This is a genomic window from Brevibacterium jeotgali, assembly GCF_900169175.1.
In the GTDB taxonomy this organism is placed as follows: domain Bacteria; phylum Actinomycetota; class Actinomycetes; order Actinomycetales; family Brevibacteriaceae; genus Brevibacterium; species Brevibacterium jeotgali.
The window spans coordinates 92,833-112,564 of sequence record NZ_FXZM01000001.1 but is presented as its reverse complement, the minus strand read 5'-3'; the positions used below and the strand labels follow the sequence as shown (position 1 = coordinate 112,564).

Below are 19,732 nucleotides of genomic sequence, written 5' to 3'. Positions count from 1 at the left end.
TAGCCTCGTCCCATGCGGATCGCTTTCGTGGGCACAGGGAACATGGGCAGTGCACTTCTGGCGGGGATCCTCGCCGCAGGGCAGGACGCGGAGGAGGTGCGCGCGACGACCCGCTCCGCGGAGTCGGCCGCGCAGCTCGGGTCCCGTCTGGGGGTCCCGACGATCGCGGTCGAGGACGACACCCAGGCCAATCGCAGCGCCGTCGCCGGTGCGGACCTCGTCTTCCTCGGGGTGAAGCCCTGGATGCTCGCTGAGACCGCATCGGAGCTGGACGGCGCACTGCCGGACACCGCGACAGTCGTGTCGATGGCCGCCGGCGTCGATCTCGCGACGCTCACCTCGCACTTCCCGCACCGCCCGGTCGTGCGGATCATGCCGAACACACCGTCGTCCGTGGGCCACGGCGTCATCTCCCTGGCCGCCGCTGACGAGGTCCCCGCCGCCACCATCGACGAGCTCACCTCTCTGCTCGGCGGTGCGGGGCTGGTCGTCCGGATCGGTGAGGAGGACATGCCGGCGATGATCGGCGCCTCTGCCTCGGGTGTCGCCTTCTTCTTCCAACTGGCGGAGCACATGGTCGCTGCGGCGGTGTCCCAGGGGCTCGAGGAGGAGACCGCCAGGCGAGCCGTCGCGGCCACGGCAGAAGGCGCGGGGCGCCTGCTCGCGGACTCTCCCGATCCGGCCGCCCTGCGGTCGGCGGTGACCAGCGCGGGCGGGACGACGGCTGCCGGCATCGCGTCGTTCGCCGAGGACGGGCTGGCCGAGATCGTCGCACGCGCAGTCCGCGCGGCGGGGGACCGGTCGCTGCAGATGGAGGCGGAGAACCGTGAGGGGTGAGCGTCGCCGGGCGCAGACGTCGGAGTCGGGCGTCCTCGTCGTCGGACTGGGCCGGTTCGGGTCGGCCACGGCACGATCCCTCGTGGCACTGGGACGCGAGGTGATGGCGATCGAGAAGGACCCGGAGCTCGTGCAGACGTGGTCGTCGAAGCTCACGCACGTCGTGGAGGCGGACGCCACCCATCTCGAAGCACTGCGTCAGCTGGGCGCCGGCGAGTTCTCGACCGCGGTCGTCGGGGTCGGCTCGTCGATCGAGGCGAGCGTGCTCACGACCGCGAACCTCATCGACCTCGGCGTCGGGCAGATCTGGGCGAAGGCGATCTCCGAAGCGCACGGAACGATCCTCCGCCGCATCGGGGCGGAGCACGTCCTCTATCCGGAGACCGAGGCCGGGGACCGGGTCGCTCATCTGCTGGATTCGCGGATGCTCGACTACCTCGACTTCGATGACGGGAACTTCGCGGTCGTGAAGATGCGACCGCCGGAAGAGGTCAGGGGACTCTCCCTCGCGGAGGCGGGGATCCGGGATGACTACGGCGTGACCGTCGTCGGCATCAAGGCGCCCGGCAGGGAGTTCACCTATGCGAACGTCGACACGCGGGTCGGAAGCCAGGACGTCCTCATCGTCGCCGGTCATGTCGACGATCTGGGGAGGTTCGCGCGGCGACCGTGACCGTCAGCCGACGATGGGGCGCTCTTCCGCATACCTGTACCTGCGGCTCTGCGATCGCTGGGACAGTGCGGACGCGAGAGTGATGGTCCCGAGTCTGCCGATGAGCATGAGCGCACTCAGGACGTGGAGACCCGCGTCGGGAGCACGTTCGGTGACCCCCACGCTGAGTCCGCACGTGGCGAAGGCGCTCACGACCTCGAAGAGGACCAGGTCCAGGGGCTCGTCGGTGACGTTCAGCATCACCACGGTGCCGAGGAGGACGGTCCCCGCGCCTGCGAGCAGGACCGTGATGGCGAGGCGGATGCTCGAGGGGTCGATGCGACGGCGGAATGCAGTCGTGTCCGTGAGGCCCCGGGCTTCTGAGACGGACGCGAGGACCAGCACCGCGAGGGTCGTCACCTTGATCCCACCGGCAGTCGAGCCGGAACCGCCGCCGATGAACATGAGGACGTCCAGCAGTACGTGACTCGTCTGGGTCATGCTCTGGACGTCCATCGTCGTGAACCCGCCGGATCGGGACATGACGGAGAGGAAGAGCACCTCACCGGCCGTCGCGACGGGCCCCGTGTCCGCCAGTGTGCGGGGATTGCCCGTCTCGAAGACGAGCAGCAGTGCCCAGCCGACGAGCACGAGGGCCGCGGACACCGTGAGGGTGAGCTTCGTATGGAGGTCCCACCCTCGGGGAGTGCGCCAGAAGACACTCATGACGAAGACCACGGGGAAGCCGAGCGAGCCGATGAACACGGCTGTGCCGATCACACCGAGGATCCACGGATCGTCGGCGAAGTGCTCCATTCCTCCCGGGTGCACGGTGAACCCCGCATTGTTGAACGAGGACACGGCGTAGAACACGGCGTGCCAGAGGGCCTCCCACACACCCTCACCACGGAGCAGGAACCGGGGGAGGAGCAGAAGCGTGACTACGACCTCGGCGGCGATCATCGTGAGCAGCACGACTCGCAGCAGAGACCCGACCTGACCCAGTTGGGAGGCGCCCGTGGCCTGAGCGGCGAGGAGCCGCTGGCGGACGCCCAGCCGCTTCGACATGGCCATGCCCAGGAGCGATGCGGCCGTGAGGATGCCGATGCCGCCCACCTGGATGGCGATCGTGATCACTCCCAGTCCGAAGGAGGACCACTGCTGCTCCGTGACGACCGAGGTGAGACCGGTGACGCTGACGGCGGAGACGGCGACGAGCACCGCATCGGCGACGGATGCGGATCCCGGGCCCCGTGCGGCCACCGGCAGCGCGAGCAGCACGGAGCAGACTGCCGCGACGAGTGCGAACCCGGCCATCGCCGTGCGTGCGGGCGATGCGAGCACGAGCGAGTCGGCCAGGTCACGGAGACGGCGCCGCGTCGGTGCCTGCGACGGTGCTCGATCGGCAGTGCTGGAACGCGGACTGTCCTCCATTCGTCACATAGTACGGCCAGGTCGAACGAGCCGGTCGGCATCGGGACGGATACAGTGTGGGCATGGAAAGCAGTGATCTCGATCTCTTCGTCACGTGGGACGAGACCTTCACCGACTACGACTTCGGGCCCAGCCATCCCATGCATCCGCTCAGGCTGGACCTCACTGCGAAGCTCGCGACCGACTTCGGCCTCTTCGACCATCCGCGCATCACGGTGTCCGCGGTCGGCGGGGTGGATGAGGCAGAACTCGAGAAGGTCCACACGCGCGACTACGTGGCTGCCGTGAAGGAGGCGGGGGAGGCGACCTCGCTCGACGAACCGTTCCAGCAGGAGTGGGGGGTCGGCACGGAGGACGTGCCGCGGTTCGAGAAGATCCACGAGGCGTCAGGCCGGATCTTCCAGGCCGGTGTGGAAGCCGCGCGTGCAGTGGCGGGCGGCGGGTACGACCGCGCCGTGAACTTCTGCGGCGGCATGCATCATGCGATGAGCGACCGCGCGTCGGGCTTCTGCGTCTACAACGACCTCGCGGCGACGATCACCACGCTCCTGGAGAACGGGTACCGCCGCGTCGCCTACGTCGACTTCGACGCCCACCACGGCGACGGGGTCGAACGGATCTTCTGGGACGACCCCCGCGTCCTCACGCTGTCCGTCCACGAGAACGGCCGGTTCCTCTTCCCCGGCACGGGCTTCGCGAACGACATCGGGGGGATGCAGGCGGCCGCGTCCGCCGTGAATGTCGCACTGCCGCCGCGCGCCGACGACGCGGACTGGCTGCGCGCCGTCGATGCGGTGGTGCCCCACGTGCTGCGGGAGTTCGATCCGCAGATCCTCGTGACCCAGCACGGCTGCGACGGGCACCGCGCCGATCCGCTCACCCACCTGCGGTTCAGCGTCGACGGCATGCGGGAGACCGCGCTGCTCGCCCGTTCGCTGTCGGAGGAGCTGACAGGCGGGAAGTGGATCGCGACGGGAGGCGGGGGCTACTCCATCCTCGACGTGGTCCCGCGCGCCTGGACCCAGCTCGTCGCGATCGCCGCCGGCCAGCCGATCGCGCCGAGCACGGATACGCCCGAGCGGTGGAGGCGCTACGCGGAGTCGATCGTGGGCCGCGACGCGCCGCTGCTCATGACGGACGGCTACGACGGCTCCTTCGCCCCGTGGTCGAACGGATACGACCCCCAGGCGGACCTGGACCGCGCGGTCATGGCGACCAGGAAGTCCGTCTTCCCGTTCTTCGGACTCGACGCCTACTATGATTGAGTGCACGTCGGCCGGGACGAAGCACGCGTCCGGCGGTCTCCGATCGCGAGTGTGACCGGACTCCTTTTGCCCTGACCCGAGCGCGGGGATAGACTTGAGCGGCTATGTTCCGGCGGTGGGCATCCCCTGTTCACCGTGATGTCAACCCGGTGAGGTGTGCCCATGGGCTCAGTGATCAAGAAGCGCCGCAAGCGTATGTCGAAGAAGAAGCACCGCAAACTGCTTCGCAAGACGCGCCACCAGCGCCGCAACAAGAAGTAATACTTCTCGCGCAGACCCCGTCCGGCACGCATGTGCAGGCCGGGGGTTTGTTGTGAAGGGGTGAAGGGAGACCGGTGGTCGTTCGGGTCACCGTCCTCACGAGGGCGGACTGCGGACTGTGCTCCGCTGCGGAGCAGGTCGTGGCGCAGGTGGCCGCGGGCCGTGACGTCGATGTGACGGTCACGGACATCGACACAGACCCTGAACTGAAGGACCGATACGACTGGGATGTCCCCGTCGTACTGGTCGAAGGCCGTCAGGTGGGCTTCCACCGGATCGACCCCGACCGCCTGGCGCGCGCCATCGACGCGCGCCAGGCGGCCGAAGCCTGAACGCGCTCAATCGGACGAGCATCCGACAAGAGCGCACAGCGCAGAGAGGAGAGCGAGACGCGGTGGCACAGACCCTGTCGGCTGCGACGGCGCCTGATGGCGCAGCACGGTCGGCTCCCATGCCCGCCGTGACGCGCATGCCGGTGTACCTCGGTGCGCTGACCGCTCTCATCGCCGCCGGCCGGACGACTGCCTCCAGCGAGGACCTCGCCCGCACATGCGGTGTCGGCGCAGCGATCGTTCGCCGGGACCTCTCCCTCCTCCGCTTCACCGGACGCCGCGGAGTCGGCTACGACGCACTCGACCTCGCTGAAGCGATCCGCGGCTTCCTCGGCATCGATCGGCTGCGCCCGGTGGGCGTGGTCGGCGCGGGCCGACTCGGAACTGCGCTGGCCCACTACCTGTCGGACCCCGAGCACGGCTTCTCGGTGAAGGCGGTCTTCGACGACGCCCCCGTGCGCATCGGTGAGCCGGTCGGCGATCTCGTGGTCGCGGACATCACCGATCTGCCGCGAGCCGTCGAATCGCTCGCGCTCGAACTCCTCGTCATCGCCGTTCCCGCGGACGCGGCCCAATCCGTCGTCGACGCCGTGTCGGGCACCCCCGTCAAGGGTCTGCTGAACTTCGCGCCCGTGCCCGTGCGCGGCCCCGCCGGCGTCGAAGTCCGTCAGGTCGACCTCGCGACCGAACTGCAGGTCCTCTCGCACTTCGCTCCCAACAGCCCGCAGGCGGTCCCGGGAGCTTCCGCACACAGTCCACATCCGTCGCCCGGCCCCCTGGAGGCAGAGACGTGACCACGCTCGTACTCGGAGTCTCACACCGTTCCGCGCCCATGTCGGTGCTCGATGCCGTCGCCCTGTCGGGCAGAAGCGTCGACCTCCTCACCGAACGCGTCCTCGGCGGTGAGTACGTCGACGGCGCGCTCGTGCTCACGACGTGCAACCGCCTCGAGATCGTGGCCGACGTCCGGGCCTTCCACGGCGGGCTCGCCGACGTGGGCGCGGCGCTCGTGAGCGTCACGGGGATCGACTGGGCGGACCTCGCGCACCACGTCTACGTCCGGTTCGACGACAAGGCCGTCGAGCACCTCCTGACGGTCGCCTCCGGGCTGGACTCGATGGCTGTGGGCGAGTCGCAGATCCTCGGTCAGCTCCGCCAGTCGTACAGCGCTGCGCAGGAGGACGGCCGCCTCACGGGCGAGCTCAGCCGCACGGTGCAGGAGTCGCTGCGGGTGGGCAAGCGCGCGCACGCGGAGACGGAGCTCGACTCCGTCGCCCGCTCCCTGCTCGACACCGCCCTGACGGAGGCCGTCACCCACATCGGTCCGCTGGCTGCCGCGGATGTGCTCGTCGTGGGCGCAGGTGCCATGTCCGGACTGTCCGTCGCGTCGCTCGCGCGCCAGGGAGTCGCCTCACTCACCGTGCTCAACCGGACCCTCGACAAGGCGCAGCGGCTCGCGGACTCCGTCGCGGGGCGTGCCCGGGAACTGACGCCCGACGTGCTCGCGGAGGAGTTCGCCCGCGCGGACCTCGTCATCTCCGTGACGGGCGCCCGCGGGACCGTCATCGATGCGGGGACCGTCACGGCATCGCTCGACCACCTGGCCCCCGGCGCAGAGCCCACCAGCACGTTCGTCGTCGACCTGGCCCTGCCGTTCGACGTCGACCCGGACGTGGAGACCCACGAGCACGTGCGGACGATCGGCCTCGAGGGCCTGTCGTCGCTCTTCGCCGACTCCGCCTACACGGAGGCCTCCGGCGTCGTCGAGATCGTCGCGCAGGTGCGATCGATCATCCACGAGGAGCTCGCGTCGCTGTCCGCGAGCCGCCGCGCACGCCAGATCGCCCCGACCGTGACCGCACTGCGCCGTCAGGCCCGCGACACCGTCGATCGTGAGTTCGAGAGGCTGTCGCGCCGACTGGGCGGCCGGGTGTCGGACAAGGACCTCGAAGAGATCCGGAATTCCCTGCGGCGCGTCGCGACCAGCCTCCTCCACACCCCGACGGTCCGGGTGAAGGAGCTCATGGGCGCGGACGACGAATCGGTCGACTACGCCGCGGCCCTCTCGATGCTCTTCGATCTGCAGCGCACGCCCCCCGCCTCGGTGGACGCCTCGTCCGTTCCCGGACCGGACGCCACTGCCACCGCCGCCGAGGCCATGGCCGCGAATCCGTTCGCGCTCGCGTCCGCGTCCCTGGGCGGCTCCGCGTCCGCGGCCTCGCCGGCATCGGCGCCCACAGCAGTGCTGGATGCGGCTGCCGCCGTGTCGACGCCGGACTCGGTCCCGGGTTCGGGCTCAGGCTCGGCTCCGAGCACGGACTCGTCGGGCTCAGGCTCAGGCTCGTCGGCCGACCACTACGTCGCCGCTGACGGCCAGAGTCCGGTGGCGGACCACACGATGGACGTCATCGAACCGGACGAGCCCACCGGCCGCACCGTGCGCCTGGGCACACGCAGGTCGCGGCTGGCGCGGTCGCAGTCGACGGCGGTGGCACAGCAGCTCGCCGCGCAGACGGGGTGGCGGGTCGAGATCGTGGAGGTCGTCACCGAGGGCGACGTGAACATGAGACCTCTCGCCTCCTTCGGCGGCACCGGTGTGTTCGTCTCCGCTGTCCGCAGCGCACTGCTGAGCGGCACGATCGACATCGCCGTCCACTCCCTGAAGGACCTCCCCACGACACCGGCGCCCGGCATCCACCTCGCCGCGGTGACCCCGCGCGTCGATCCGTCGGACGTCCTCATCGCCCGCGACGGCATGAGCCTCGCGGACCTTCCCGCAGGCTCCGTCATCGGCACCGGCTCGCCGCGTCGCGCCGCACAGCTGCGGGACGCGCGGCCCGACATCGAGGTGACGGGAGTGCGCGGCAACGTCGAGACCCGCATCCGCCACGTGACGGAGGGGCGCCTGGACGGTGTCGTCCTCGCCGCTGCCGGTGTGCGCCGACTGGGCCGGATCGACGAGGTCACCGACGTGCTCGCCGGACCAGTCATGCTCCCGGCCCCGGGCCAGGGCGCCCTCGGAATCGAATGCCGCGACGCGTCTGCGGATCTGAACGCGGACGACGGATCCCTGCGTGAGGGACTGCGCGGACTGCACGACTGCGCGACGGCACTGACCGTCGACTGCGAGCGCGCCATCCTGTCCCGTGCAGAGGCGGGCTGCTCCGCTCCCATCGGCGCACTCGCGACCCTGGACGGCCGCACCCTCGAAGTCTCCGGAGTCCTCGCAGACGACGAGGGGACGCTGCTGCGCGTCACGCAGTCGACGAAGCTCCCCCGTGCGGCGGATGCCGCCCGGACCTCGACGGACGGAGACCACTCCCTCCTGCTGGCCGTGGCGAAGGACCTCGGCGCGCAGGTGGCCGAAGAGCTCCTCGACGGACTCGGCATAGACCCTCGGAAGTCTGTCGGAGCGAACGCTCCGCAGACCCACCTTCCGACCACCGACCACGCAGCAGGAGGTGACGAGGGTGTCGATTCCCGCTGATGAGGCGTTCGGTGCACTCGCCGTGCCCACCGTCTACTTCCTCGGTGCGGGCCCCGGCGATCCGGCGCTCATGACCCGACGCGGTACGGATCTGCTGGCGGCCGCGCCGCTGGTCGTCTCCGATCCCACGGTGCACGACGGGATCCTCGACGCATACGCCGGAGCAGAGGTCGAGCGCATGGACTCGACCGAGCTCGGCCAGGCCGCGACGACCCGGGGGCGCAAGCTCGCGGGCCTCGCCCGCGAGCACGGCAGCGTCGTGCGGCTCGTGCCCCACGACGGGGTCCTCTTCTCCGCGACGACGGACGAGGCCGCGGCAGTGCGCCGCCAGGGCGTCGACTTCGAGATCGTGCCCGGTGTGGGAGTCGCCGCGTCCGCCGCCGCGTACGCAGGTGCCCCGGTGACCACGAACCGCGTCCGCTCCATCCGCCTGGTCGAGGCCGGAGAGCAGTCGCACATCGACGTCTCGAAGCATCGGAACACCGGACACGTCATCAACGGTGAGCGCGACGACGTCATCGACGCGCTCAACGCTCTGCTGGGCGACGGGTGGGATGAGGACACTCCCGTCCTCCTCACGACGGAGGTCTCGACGATCGCCCAGCTCACGCTGGAGACGACGTTCGGTCTCGCACCGGGCCGTCTGCGCGAGGAAGTCCCCGAGCGCACCCGGGTGACGATGTTCTTCGGACAGGGCGTGGAACAGCACGCGGAGCTCGACTGGTTCGAATCGCGTCCGCTCTTCGGCTGGCGGGTCCTCATTCCGCGCACCAAGGAGCAGGGACGCTCTACCGCCCGCGAACTGTCTGAGCTGGGTGCGATCGGCACGATCGTGCCGACCATCGCGATCCAGCCGCCCCGCACACCCACCCAGATGGAGCGGGCGATCCAGGGCCTCGTGAACGGCGACTACCAGTGGGTCGGTCTCACCAGCGTCAACGCGGTCCGTGCAGTCCGCGAATGGTTCGAGGAGTTCGGACTCGACGCCCGGGCGCTCGCCGGAGTGCGGGTCGCGGCCGTGGGCGGACCCACAGCAGAGGCACTCGAGGACTGGGGCGTCACGCCGGACCTCGTCCCATCGGGAGAGCACTCCGCTCGCGGCCTCGTCGAGGACTGGCCGGATCGGGATCCGCTCATCGACCCGGGCGGCCGTGTCCTGCTGCCCCGCGCGGACATCGCGACCGAGGTCCTCTTCGAGGGGCTCGAGGAGCGCGGCTGGGAGGTCCATGACGTGACCGCCTACCGGACGGTGCGGGCCGCTCCGCCACCGGCACCGGTGCGCGATTCGATCAAGTCCGGTGACTTCGACGCAGTGCTCTTCACCTCGTCATCCACAGTCCGCAACCTCGTGGGGATCGCGGGCAAGCCGCCGTCCAGCACGGTGGTCTGCGCCATCGGCCCGGCCACAGCGCAGACCGCGCAGGAGCACGGGCTGGACGTCGACGTGCTCGCGGACGAGGCGAACCTCGGGTCCCTCATCAGCGGCCTCGTCGGCTACGCGGTGAAGAAGCGCACGGAGGACCTGGCCGAAGGTCGGGCGCCTCTGCGGCCCTCCCAGATGCGCCCGCTCAAGAAGAGGTGACGATGATGGACAGCAGACCGGTCTACCAGTTGGCGGACGGTGCGTCGCGCCCCCGTCGGCTCCGCACCACGCCGGCGATCAGGCGATTGGTGAGTGAGAACCGACTCCACCCGGCGGACCTCATCCTCCCGATGTTCGTGAAGGAGGGCCTCGAGGAGCCGCTCGAGCTCACGTCGATGCCCGGAGTGAGGCAGCACTCACTCGATTCGCTGCTGGAGCACGCGCGCGCGGCGGTCGCCGCGGGCGTCGGCGGGCTCATGCTCTTCGGCATCCCCGCCGTCCGGGACGAGCAGGGATCCCAGGGCGACGATCCTGACGGGATCCTGAACCGCGCTCTGCGACTCCTGCGCGACGAGCTGGGCGATGACACCGTCATCATGGCCGACCTGTGCCTCGACGAGTTCACCTCGCACGGTCACTGCGGCGTTCTCGCGACGGACGGCTCCGTCGACAACGACGCGACACTGGACCGCTACGCATCTCTGGCCGTTGCACAGGCCGACGCCGGGGCCCATGTGCTGGGCCTGTCCGGGATGATGGACGGCCAGGTCGCGGCGGTCCGCCACGCGCTGGACGCGACGGGCCATCAGGACGTGGTCGTCCTGGCCTACGCCGCGAAGTTCGCCTCGGCGTTCTACGGCCCGTTCCGCGAAGCGGTCGACTCGCAGCTGACCGGCGACCGCCGGACCTACCAGCAGGACGCGGCGAACGGCAGGGAGGCCCTGCGCGAGCTCGAGCTCGACATCAGCGAGGGCGCGGACCTCGTCATCGTGAAGCCCGGGATGCCCTACCTGGACGTCCTCGCAGACGCGGCGGCGGCGAGCTCCGTACCCGTCTGGGCGTACCAGATCTCCGGAGAGTACGCGATGATCGAGTTCGCGGCGCGTGCCGGAGCGATCGACCGCATGCCCGCGATCCTCGAGAGCCTGGTCGGGTTCAAGCGGGCGGGCGCGGACGCGGTCCTCACGTACTGGGCCGCAGAAGTCGCCGCTCTGCTGAGTGGGCAGACCGCGGACTCTGGTGCGGAGCCGACGACGGAGGATCTCTGATGCGCTGGCTCACGTCGGGGCAGCTGCTCGCGTGGAGGTCGTTCCTCGACTCCCACATGCTGCTCATGACCCGCCTGGACCGGGAGCTGCGGGCAGAATCCACGCTGGGACTCACGGAGTACACCATCCTGGTGCGGCTGTCGGAGTCCGATGACCACACGCTGCGGATGGCCACCCTCGCCGCCGACACCGGGGTGTCGCGCTCACGGCTGACCCACATCGTCGCGCGGCTCGAGGACCGGGGGATCGTCGAGCGCGAGAAGACCGCCGAGGACCGCCGCGGTGTGCGCTGCAAGCTCACCGACGACGGCTTCCACCTGCTCGAGAAGACTGCACCCGTGCACGTGACCGGTGTCAGGACGCATCTGATCGATCTGCTCGACGATGCGGAGATCGAGGTCATGGCCGGGATCTTCACGAAGGTGCTCGCGCACATGCGCGAACTGCCGGCCGATGCACGCATCATGGCCGACGCCGCAGTCGATCCGGCTGCCACCGACGCCGCCGGCACCCTCGTCCCCGGCACCACCGAGCCATCCCACTCAGCTGACGGAGAGGACGTCTCTTGACACACCCCGCACCCGCTTCTGCCGCACTGTTCAACCGCGCCACGTCGGTCATCCCCGGGGGCGTGAATTCACCCGTCCGCGCGTTCGGCGCGGTGGGCGGCACCCCCCGCTTCATCGAGCGCGCCGACGGCGCGGTCCTCACCGACGTCGACGGCCGGGACTACGTCGACCTCATCGGCTCATGGGGCCCCATGATCCTGGGGCACTCGCATCCGGAGGTCGTCGCCGCCGTCCGTGAGGCCGCCGGTCGCGGCTTCAGCTTCGGCACCCCCGGCGAAGCCGAGGTCCTGCTGAGTGAAGAGCTCGTCTCCCGCGTCGAACCGGTCGAGCAGGTCCGCCTGGTGAACTCCGGGACCGAGGCGACGATGTCCGCGATCCGGCTGGCTCGCGGCTTCACCGGGCGTGCGAAGATCGTGAAGTTCGCAGGCTGCTACCACGGGCACGTCGATGCCCTCCTCGCTGCGGCCGGGTCCGGGCTCGCGACCTTCTCCCTGCCGGACACCCCGGGTGTGACCGGTGCCGCCGCGGCCGACACCCTCGTGCTGCCGTACAACGACCAGGAGGCGCTGGCCGCGGCATTCGCCGAGCACGGCGCGGACATCGCGTGCGTCATCACGGAAGCGAGCCCCGGCAACATGGGCGTCGTGCCGCCGCGCGACGGCTTCACCCAGGCGATCCGGCGGATCACGCAGGAGCACGGCGCCCTCATGGTCTCCGATGAGGTCATGACGGGCTTCCGCGTGTCCGAGGCGGGCTGGTACGGCTATGAGTCGGCGCGTGAGGGGTATCCGGAGGGCCCGGCTGACCTCTTCACCTTCGGCAAGGTCATGGGCGGCGGGTTCCCCGCCGCGGCGTTCGGCGGACGCCGGGACGTCATGGAGTTCCTGGCCCCCGCCGGCCCCGTCTACCAGGCGGGGACGCTCTCCGGGAACCCCGTCGCCTCCGCAGCAGGCCTCGCGACGCTGCGGCTCACCCGCGAGCTGAACGTGTACCCCCGCCTCGAGGCGGCAGCGGACACGCTGCGAGCCGCCGTGGGCGAGGCGCTGACAGGGGAGGGGATCGCCCACCGCATCCAGAGCGCGAACTCGATGTTCTCCGTGTTCTTCACGGACCGTGAGGTGCGCGACTTCGACGACGCAGCGTCACAGGACACGGCGGCGCACGCCGCGTTCTTCCAGTCGATGCTGGAGTCCGGCATCCACCTGCCGCCCTCGGCCTTCGAAGCATGGTTCCTGTCCTACGCCCACACGGACGAGGTCCTGGACCGCATCGTGTCCGCACTGCCGGCCGCAGCACGGGCAGCGGCGGCGGCCGGGACGACGGCGGACTCCTGATGCCGCGCCTGCGGATCCACCTCGTCCGCCACGGCGAGGTCTTCAACCCGGAGGGGATCCTCTACGGGCGGATCCCCGGCTACGGACTGTCCGAGCTGGGCTTCGAGATGGCGCAGCGGGTCGCCGACGCGCTGCCGGAGAAGGACCCGCATGTGCAGGCGCTCGTCGCCTCGCCGCTCCAGCGCGCGCAGGAGACGATCGCACCCCTCGCAGAGCGGCTCCGCCTGCCGGTGGTCACGGACGAGCGCGTCATCGAGGCGGAGAACGACTTCGAGGGCACTCGTGTGACGAAGGACTCACTGGTCCGCGATCCGCGGTCGCTGTACCGCGTCCGCAATCCCCTGCGCCCGTCGTGGGGTGAGCGCTACCTCGACCAGGCTCTGCGGATGCGTGCGGCGATGATGTCCCTGCGCGCCCGCCTGACCGCGATCGCCGCGCGAGACGGGCTCGACGAGGCGTCCGGCGTCATCGTGTCCCACCAGCTTCCGATCTGGTCGACGCGCCTCTGGACAGAGGGTCGACCGCTCGCGCACGATCCCCGCAGGCGGGAGTGCGCGCTCGCTTCGGTCACGAGTTTCTCAGACGGCTCCGGCACACTGGACGTCGTGGAATACGAGAACATCGCCGGGGATCTGCAGCTCACTCAGCCGGGGACGGGAGCATGACGCGACTGTACGGCGACGCTGGACGTGAGGGGCTCGGACGGCTCGACAGACTGGCGGGGATCGACCGGATCCCGACCCGTCGGGGCGCTCTGGGACTGCTCGGGCTCTCCAGCCTGGCACTGGCAGGGTGCGGCTCCGGTTCCGAGGACCTCGCGCAGCAGGCGCAGTCCGGTGGGGACAAGGGCTACGTGTCCGGCAGCGGCGTCATCACGCAGCTGAGCGGTGACGAACGGGGGGAACCGCTCGATCTCGACTTCGAGACGCTCGCCGGAGACAGCACGAGCCTCGCCGCCTGGCGCCCCCGGGTCGTCGCCATCAATCTCTGGTACGCGGCATGCCCGCCCTGCCGGGTCGAGGCACCGGATCTGCACGAGACGTACGAGTCGTTCGGCGACCAGGTCGAGTTCCTGGGGGTGAACGTGCGCGACCAGGCGGCGACGGCGGAATCGTTCGTCCGCACCTTCGAGGTGCCGTACCCCATCATGATCGACGGGGACGGCTCCATGGTCTCGCTCCTGTCGAGCGTCCTCCCCCCGCAGGCGACCCCTTCGACTGTGATCCTCGACGCGTCCGGTCGCGCTGCTGCACGCGTGGTCGGCGCCGTCACCAGGTCGACGCTCACGGGGCTCATCGAAGACGTCCTGGCGCAGTGACGGATGTCCTGGCCGGCGGCCTGGGCGAAGCATTCGCGCAGACCGTCCTGAATGGCCCGCTCCTGCTGGCTGTGCTCGTCGCCGCCCTCGCCGGAGTCGTGTCCTTCGTCTCTCCGTGCGTGCTGCCGCTGGTGCCCGGCTACATCGGCTACGTGACCGGCCTGTCCGGTACGTCGCTCGAGGACCGGAAGACCTCCCGCGTCGTCATCGGCATCAGCCTGTTCGTGCTCGGCTTCGCCGCGGTCTTCGTCGCGATGGGGGCGGCGTTCTCCACGGTCGGCATGTTCCTCGCCGAGTGGATGGACGTCGTCAACCGGGTGCTGGGCGTGGTCGTGATCCTGGCCGGCGTCATCTTCCTCGGCGGCATCCCGTTCCTCCAGCGGATATCGCAGCCGAAGCCGCGTCCTCGTGCGGGTCTGGCCGGGGCTCCTGCACTGGGTGCCGTGTTCGCTCTCAGCTGGGCGCCCTGCATGGGCCCCACCCTCGCTGCCGTGCTCGCCCTGTCGACCGGATTCGGTGCGCAGGGAGCGATCGCACGAGGGACCCTCCTCACGTTCGTCTACTGCCTGGGGCTGGGCATCCCGTTCATCGTCGTCGCCGTGCTCATCCACAAGGGCCTGGGTCGACTCGAGTGGGTCCGCAGGCACCAGGCGGGGATCATGCGCGCCGGCGGGATCATGCTGATCGTTCTGGGACTGCTCCTGCTGAGCGGCGTGTGGACGATGTGGATCAACAGTCTGCAGGGCACGATCGCAGGATTCGAGGTAGTCATCTAGTGACGCACAGGAACGACGTGAAGAAGCAGTCGAAGAGCGGTGCCCCGGCGGCGGACATCGGCGTCGTCGGCATGCTGCGGTGGGCGTGGCGACAGCTGACCACCATGCGGGCGGCACTCATCCTGCTGCTCGTGCTGGCACTCGCCGCGATCCCGGGGTCTCTGCTGCCCCAGCGGATCCAGGACCCGGGCGCCGTCTCGACCTTCATCGAGGAGAACGGTGCATGGGGAGAGTTCCTCGACGCCGTCCAGCTGTTCGATGTCTACACGTCCGTGTGGTTCTCCGCGGTCTACATCCTCCTCATGGTGTCGCTGGTGGGCTGCATCATCCCGCGCACCAAGCACCACCTGCGGGCGATGCGTCAGGCCCCGCCCACAGCTCCGCGCAGACTCACCCGCATGTCCGCCTACCGCACGACACCGCTCACGACGCAGTCGGAGCAGCGCACGACGGACGAGCTTTTGGATGCGGCGCGGGCGCATCTGAAGAAGTCGGGGTACCGCACAGTCCGGGCCGATGACCACATCGCGGCCGAACGCGGGTACCTCAAGGAGACGGGCAATCTCGTCTTCCACGTGTCGATCCTGGCGACCGTCATCATCATGGCGATGGGCGGGCTGTTCGGATACTCGGGGCAGCGTGTCCTGGTCGAGGGCGAGACGTTCTCCCACTCGCTCGTGTCCTACGACTCGTTCGACCCCGGCACGTTCTTCGATGCGGATTCTCTGCCGGAGTTCCGGCTCACACTCGATGATCTCGAGACCCGCTTCGATGATGAGGCGAGCGGCGCTCAGTTCGGGCAGCCGCGTCAGTTCGATGCGAGCGTGACCCTCAATACGCCGGAGGGGGCGAGCGAATTCATGCTCCGGCCCAACGAGCCGGTCCGCGTCGACGGCTCCAGGGTCTACCTCATCGGCAACGGCTATGCCCCGGTCATCACGGCCCGCAATGCGAACGGGGACGTCACGTACTCCGGCCCAGTGGTCTTCCTGCCGCAGGACGGTGTCTACACCTCCACCGGAGTCGTGAAGATCCCGGACGCCAGCCCAGACCAGCTGGGCTTCGGGGGAGTGCTGCTGCCGACGACGGGGCGCAATGACGACGGCGAACTCATCTCGACGTTCGCGGAGCTGCGCAATCCGCTGCTCGTCATGGACGCCTACCGCGGGGACCTGGGACTGGATACCGGCGTTCCGCAGTCGGTGTACCAGCTGGAGTCCGACTCCATGGAGCAGCTGGTCGACGAGGACGGTTCGCCGTACCAGATGGTCATGCAGCCCGGTGACACCGCTGAACTGCCCGACGGCCACGGCAGTGTGACGTTCGAGGAGATCCGCAAGTATGCGGCGCTCGACGTCCACCACGATCCCGTGCAGGTGTGGATGATGCCGTTCATGGCACTTCTGTTCGGCGGGCTGTCGCTGTCGCTCTTCGTGGCACGCCGGCGCGTCTGGGTGCGCGTTCGCGGCGACGAGGTGGAGATCGCAGGCCTGGCGCGGGGTGAGGATCCCCGCGTCGATGAAGCCGTCGAAGAACTCACACAGGTTCTCGCATTAGAATCGCTCGAGCCGGAATCCGCCGATCCAGACGCGGGCTCCGCACAGAACAGTTCCGGGAAGTAGAGGTCATGGACGTCAACGTCGCACTGGCACAGTGGTCGAACCTGCTGATCTATTCAGCGATGGCGGTGTACGCGATCGCGTTCATCATCTACGCGTTCGACCTGTTCGGCCCGGCCTTCGCCGGGGACACGCAGAAGGCCGACAAGGAGTCCGGCGGCACGGCCGACTCCCAGGCTGACCGCACTGATGACCCGAGCATCGGTGCGAAGAGCGTGAATCGGACGGCTGGCAGCCGCACAGAGTCGACAGCTGCAGCCGCGGGCCCCGGTTCTGCCGCGACCGCCGTGCTGGACGACGGTGACAGGCCCGTCGACGGGACGCGCGACGGCGGAATGGGCTCCGGCGGCGCGGAGGACGACGGCCACGCCGACGCGAGCACGCCGGATCTGCGGCGCTGGGCCCGCGCGGGCACGGCCCTGACGGTCCTCGCCACGGCATTCCTGCTGGGCGCGATCGTCACCCGCACCCTTGCTGTCATGCGTGTGCCGTGGTCGAACATGATGGAGTACGCGCTCATCGCCTCCGCCATCGCGGCGGTGGCCTACCTCGTGCTGCTGAAGTTCCGCGATTTCCGCTACCTGGGGACGTTCGTGACGTTCTCCGTCCTTCTGGTGCTGGGCCTCTGCATCACGGTGTTCCACACACCGGCCGCGCAGATCATCCCCGCACTGGACAACTACTGGATCTGGATCCACGTGCCGATCGCGATCCTGTCGACGGTCCTGCTCTACCTGTCTGCGATCATCGCGCTCGTCCAGATCCTGCGCAGTCGCAGCGAGTCCAAGCCGTGGCGGGGACCGCTGCGCTTCATCAATGCGCTCCCGGGCTCGAAGGAGCTGGAGAAGGCGTCGTATCGCTTCGCGGCCGTGGGCTTCGTGACGTGGACCTTCACGCTCGTCGCCGGCGCCTACTGGGCGGAGATCGCCTGGGGCCGCTACTGGGGCTGGGACTCCAAGGAGATCTGGACGTTCGTGGTGTGGGTCGTCTACGCGGCGTACCTCCATGCCCGCGCGACCCGCGGCTGGACGCCTACCCGTGTCGCCGTCCTCAACCTCATCGGCATCGCCTCGGTCATCTTCAACTTCTCCGTGGTGAACCTCTACTTCAACGGCCTGCACGCCTACGCAGGAGTCTGAGCCGCGGCGCGGTCCACGGGTCTCCCGCTCCCGGGAGGGGTCGCTGCGGCGCTGAGACGAGCAGTGAGCGCTGAGACGAGCAGAGGTCAGGGGCTCGTGCCCCGAATCACTGCCGGCGTGCCCGCAGAGGAGCCACTGCCGGCTTGCCCCGCAGAGCCGCACACGTCAGTGAGTGTGCAGGGCGGTCCGAGACGGCGCAGAACCCGGCCGGGCTGCCGCCACCCGAAGACGCGGGTCCTGCCAGACGCGTGCAGGTGGGTTCGGCTTCCCGAGCGAGCGGAGAGCGCCTGCTGCTGCCTCAGTCGAATTCGCCGCGTTCGCGGCGTTCGCGACGCTGCTGCTGCTCGACGTCGTCCGCGATGCGCTGGAGGAAGTCCGGGTCATCGTCCGGTGCGCTGGGGCCGGTGGCCTTGCGACCTCCGCCGAATCCGCCGTCTGCGCGCCTGCGCCCGACGAGGAACCAGAGAGCCGCACCGATGACCGGCAGCAGGAGGATCACGAGGATCCACCCCCACTTCGGCAGTGCGGCGATCCTGTCACGCGGGCGCGCAGCGCAGTCGAACACGCTGTAGAGCATGATGGCCACGACCATCACGACGGCGACGACGATTCCCCTTGCCATGGAGACAATCGTAGTCGACGAACGTCGTCCGGACGCTGAGGGTTCACACAGTTCGACCCGCAGTTCGACCCGCAGTTCGGACTGCCGTTCCGACTGCAGACCCGGTGAGGGGCAGCCGCGGCGTCGCAGACCAGTCTGAGAGCCGGCAGACCGCGCGATCACTACACTGGAGAACCATGCGTTCCTTCCTCCTGTACAACCTCGCCCGCCTCGCCATGCTCGTGGGCTGCGTCCTCGTCATCTGGACGATCTGGGGTCGGACCCTGGTGGGCACGATCGCGGGGATCCTGATCTCCGCGCTGCTGAGCTTCGTCGTGCTGGCGCCGCTGCGCAGCCGATCCGCGGAGGAACTCATCGACGGCATGCAGCGCCGCCGCCAGGACAGGGCGCAGAAGAAGGGGCGCGACGAGTCCGACGAGGACCGCAGCATCGACGACGCATGAGCATCAGGCCGCCCGCGGCGCTGTGATGCGCGGGCAGGCGCGATGAGTCCTGCTCAGAGGGCTATGCCCAGGGCCAGCAGGAAGGAGAAGGCCAGGGCAGTGAGCGATGTGGCCTTGATCGTGGGGATGAGATCGGCACCCGTGGCTCCCGACAGGACGAGCTTCACCGGCTGCACGACCAGGACGAGCGAGAGCACCGCGATGACGCTTGCCGGATGCCCATCGACGATCGGCCCCATGAGCATCACGAACGGCGCGGACACGAACACGGTGTAGATCGCGCGCGCCATCGAATCGCCCAGGACGACCGCGAGCGTCGTCTTCCCGGCCTCACGGTCCGTGGGGATGTCCCGGATGTTGTTGGCCATGAGCACGCCGCACGCGAAGAGGCCGATCGCGATCGCACCGCTCACCGCCGACAGGGTCACGCCGCCTGCGATCGAGGCGGCGGTGCCGAGCGTCGCGACCAGGCCGAAGAAGGTGAAGACGAACAGCTCACCCATCGCCATGTACCCGTAGGGACGTCTGCCGCCCGTGTAGAACCAGGCGGCCAGCACTGCGGCGGCGCCCACAGGGATGAGCCACCACTGGCCGGACACGAGCACGAGCATCAGCCCTGCGGCCCCGGCGATCCCGAAGGAGATGAACGCCGCACGCTTCACCGATCCGGGTTCGGCCGCACCGGATGCCGTGAGCCGCATCGGGCCCACCCGCACGTCGTCTGTGCCGCGGATGCCGTCGGAGTAGTCGTTCGCGTAGTTGGACCCGATCTGCAGGCCGAGTGACACGATGAGCGCCAGCAGGGTGCGCAGCAGGACTGCGGTGATGTTGACGGTCTGCTGCTCGCCCGGCCCCGTCGAGCCGAGGATGATGGTCGCGAAGCCTCCCAGCGCACCCAGGCCGGCTCCGGCACCGATGAGGACCGGTGCGATTGCCAGCGGGAGCGTGCGCATCCGCGCACCTTCGACCCATTCGCCGAACGTCGCCATCCGCACCCTTCCCTTCTGTCGAAC

The 19,732-nt window shown here is 69.4% G+C and carries 20 protein-coding genes; 17 read left to right on the top strand and 3 right to left on the bottom strand.

The annotated features are described in order from the left end of the window. Window positions 1-12 precede the first annotated feature (12 nt). The gene (gene proC, locus BJEO58_RS00590) at window positions 13-837 is read left to right on the top strand and encodes a pyrroline-5-carboxylate reductase (RefSeq protein ID WP_101586808.1); all 825 of its coding nucleotides are present in this window, start codon (window positions 13-15) and stop codon (window positions 835-837) included. After that, the gene (locus BJEO58_RS00585) at window positions 827-1,510 is read left to right on the top strand and encodes a potassium channel family protein (RefSeq protein ID WP_101586806.1); all 684 of its coding nucleotides are present in this window, start codon (window positions 827-829) and stop codon (window positions 1,508-1,510) included. Before proC ends, BJEO58_RS00585 begins: the two co-directional genes overlap by 11 nt. A gap of 3 nt (window positions 1,511-1,513) precedes the next feature. On the opposite strand, the gene BJEO58_RS00580 is transcribed toward BJEO58_RS00585, so the two are convergent. Next, the gene (locus BJEO58_RS00580; protein ID WP_101586804.1) at window positions 1,514-2,923 is read right to left on the bottom strand and encodes a TrkH family potassium uptake protein; all 1,410 of its coding nucleotides are present in this window, start codon (window positions 2,921-2,923) and stop codon (window positions 1,514-1,516) included. A gap of 62 nt (window positions 2,924-2,985) precedes the next feature. Here BJEO58_RS00580 and BJEO58_RS00575 point away from each other — a divergent pair, with 62 nt between their 5' ends. The 14 genes from BJEO58_RS00575 to ccsB all read left to right on the top strand — a co-directional run bounded on the left by BJEO58_RS00575 (window position 2,986) and on the right by ccsB (window position 17,654). Beyond that, the gene (locus BJEO58_RS00575) at window positions 2,986-4,188 is read left to right on the top strand and encodes an acetoin utilization protein AcuC (RefSeq protein ID WP_101586803.1); all 1,203 of its coding nucleotides are present in this window, start codon (window positions 2,986-2,988) and stop codon (window positions 4,186-4,188) included. 162 nt (window positions 4,189-4,350) lie between these two features. Next, the gene (locus BJEO58_RS00570; RefSeq protein ID WP_005504750.1) at window positions 4,351-4,449 is read left to right on the top strand and encodes a 30S ribosomal protein bS22; all 99 of its coding nucleotides are present in this window, start codon (window positions 4,351-4,353) and stop codon (window positions 4,447-4,449) included. A 74-nt stretch (window positions 4,450-4,523) separates the two neighbouring features. Next, a complete protein-coding gene (locus tag BJEO58_RS00565) occupies window positions 4,524-4,781 on the top strand; it encodes a glutaredoxin family protein (protein ID WP_101586802.1) in 258 nt (85 codons plus the stop codon). A gap of 62 nt (window positions 4,782-4,843) precedes the next feature. After that, window positions 4,844-5,575: a redox-sensing transcriptional repressor Rex gene (locus BJEO58_RS00560; RefSeq protein WP_101586800.1), complete on the top strand. Its 732-nt coding sequence runs from the start codon at window positions 4,844-4,846 to the stop codon at window positions 5,573-5,575. Then, the gene (gene hemA, locus BJEO58_RS00555) at window positions 5,572-8,268 is read left to right on the top strand and encodes a glutamyl-tRNA reductase (protein ID WP_101586799.1); all 2,697 of its coding nucleotides are present in this window, start codon (window positions 5,572-5,574) and stop codon (window positions 8,266-8,268) included. Before BJEO58_RS00560 ends, hemA begins: the two co-directional genes overlap by 4 nt. Then, window positions 8,252-9,850 (top strand): uroporphyrinogen-III synthase, encoded by a 1,599-nt coding sequence (locus BJEO58_RS00550; protein WP_101586797.1) that lies wholly within the window; start codon window positions 8,252-8,254, stop codon window positions 9,848-9,850. The genes hemA and BJEO58_RS00550 overlap by 17 nt, the downstream gene beginning before the upstream one ends. A 5-nt stretch (window positions 9,851-9,855) precedes the next feature. After that, entirely contained in the window at window positions 9,856-10,899 is a 1,044-nt protein-coding gene (hemB, locus tag BJEO58_RS00545; protein ID WP_101587201.1) for a porphobilinogen synthase, read from the top strand. Next, on the top strand, window positions 10,899-11,468 hold the full coding sequence (locus tag BJEO58_RS00540) for a MarR family winged helix-turn-helix transcriptional regulator (protein WP_101586796.1): 570 nt from the start codon (window positions 10,899-10,901) through the stop codon (window positions 11,466-11,468). Before hemB ends, BJEO58_RS00540 begins: the two co-directional genes overlap by 1 nt. Further along, the gene (gene hemL, locus BJEO58_RS00535) at window positions 11,465-12,802 is read left to right on the top strand and encodes a glutamate-1-semialdehyde 2,1-aminomutase (RefSeq protein WP_101586794.1); all 1,338 of its coding nucleotides are present in this window, start codon (window positions 11,465-11,467) and stop codon (window positions 12,800-12,802) included. The genes BJEO58_RS00540 and hemL overlap by 4 nt, the downstream gene beginning before the upstream one ends. After that, entirely contained in the window at window positions 12,802-13,467 is a 666-nt protein-coding gene (locus BJEO58_RS00530) for a histidine phosphatase family protein (RefSeq protein WP_101586792.1), read from the top strand. Before hemL ends, BJEO58_RS00530 begins: the two co-directional genes overlap by 1 nt. Next, the gene (locus BJEO58_RS00525; protein WP_101586790.1) at window positions 13,464-14,120 is read left to right on the top strand and encodes a TlpA family protein disulfide reductase; all 657 of its coding nucleotides are present in this window, start codon (window positions 13,464-13,466) and stop codon (window positions 14,118-14,120) included. The genes BJEO58_RS00530 and BJEO58_RS00525 overlap by 4 nt, the downstream gene beginning before the upstream one ends. Next, window positions 14,117-14,896: a cytochrome c biogenesis CcdA family protein gene (locus tag BJEO58_RS00520; RefSeq protein ID WP_101586788.1), complete on the top strand. Its 780-nt coding sequence runs from the start codon at window positions 14,117-14,119 to the stop codon at window positions 14,894-14,896. Before BJEO58_RS00525 ends, BJEO58_RS00520 begins: the two co-directional genes overlap by 4 nt. After that, window positions 14,896-16,518, top strand: coding sequence for a cytochrome c biogenesis protein ResB (resB, locus tag BJEO58_RS00515; protein WP_246075940.1), 1,623 nt, complete (start codon window positions 14,896-14,898; stop codon window positions 16,516-16,518). The genes BJEO58_RS00520 and resB overlap by 1 nt, the downstream gene beginning before the upstream one ends. Window positions 16,519-16,523: 5 nt before the next feature. Further along, complete coding sequence (ccsB, locus tag BJEO58_RS00510; RefSeq protein ID WP_101586786.1) at window positions 16,524-17,654, top strand: c-type cytochrome biogenesis protein CcsB; 1,131 nt, start codon at window positions 16,524-16,526, stop codon at window positions 17,652-17,654. Between the two features lie 298 nt (window positions 17,655-17,952). On the opposite strand, the gene BJEO58_RS00505 is transcribed toward ccsB, so the two are convergent. After that, complete coding sequence (locus tag BJEO58_RS00505; protein ID WP_180951773.1) at window positions 17,953-18,276, bottom strand: PLD nuclease N-terminal domain-containing protein; 324 nt, start codon at window positions 18,274-18,276, stop codon at window positions 17,953-17,955. A 176-nt stretch (window positions 18,277-18,452) separates the two neighbouring features. Between BJEO58_RS00505 and BJEO58_RS00500 the strand changes: the two genes are divergently transcribed. Further along, window positions 18,453-18,719, top strand: coding sequence for a DUF4229 domain-containing protein (locus BJEO58_RS00500; RefSeq protein ID WP_101586785.1), 267 nt, complete (start codon window positions 18,453-18,455; stop codon window positions 18,717-18,719). A 53-nt stretch (window positions 18,720-18,772) separates the two neighbouring features. On the opposite strand, the gene BJEO58_RS00495 is transcribed toward BJEO58_RS00500, so the two are convergent. After that, complete coding sequence (locus BJEO58_RS00495) at window positions 18,773-19,708, bottom strand: 1,4-dihydroxy-2-naphthoate polyprenyltransferase (RefSeq protein WP_101586783.1); 936 nt, start codon at window positions 19,706-19,708, stop codon at window positions 18,773-18,775. Between the last annotated feature and the right edge of the window lie 24 nt (window positions 19,709-19,732).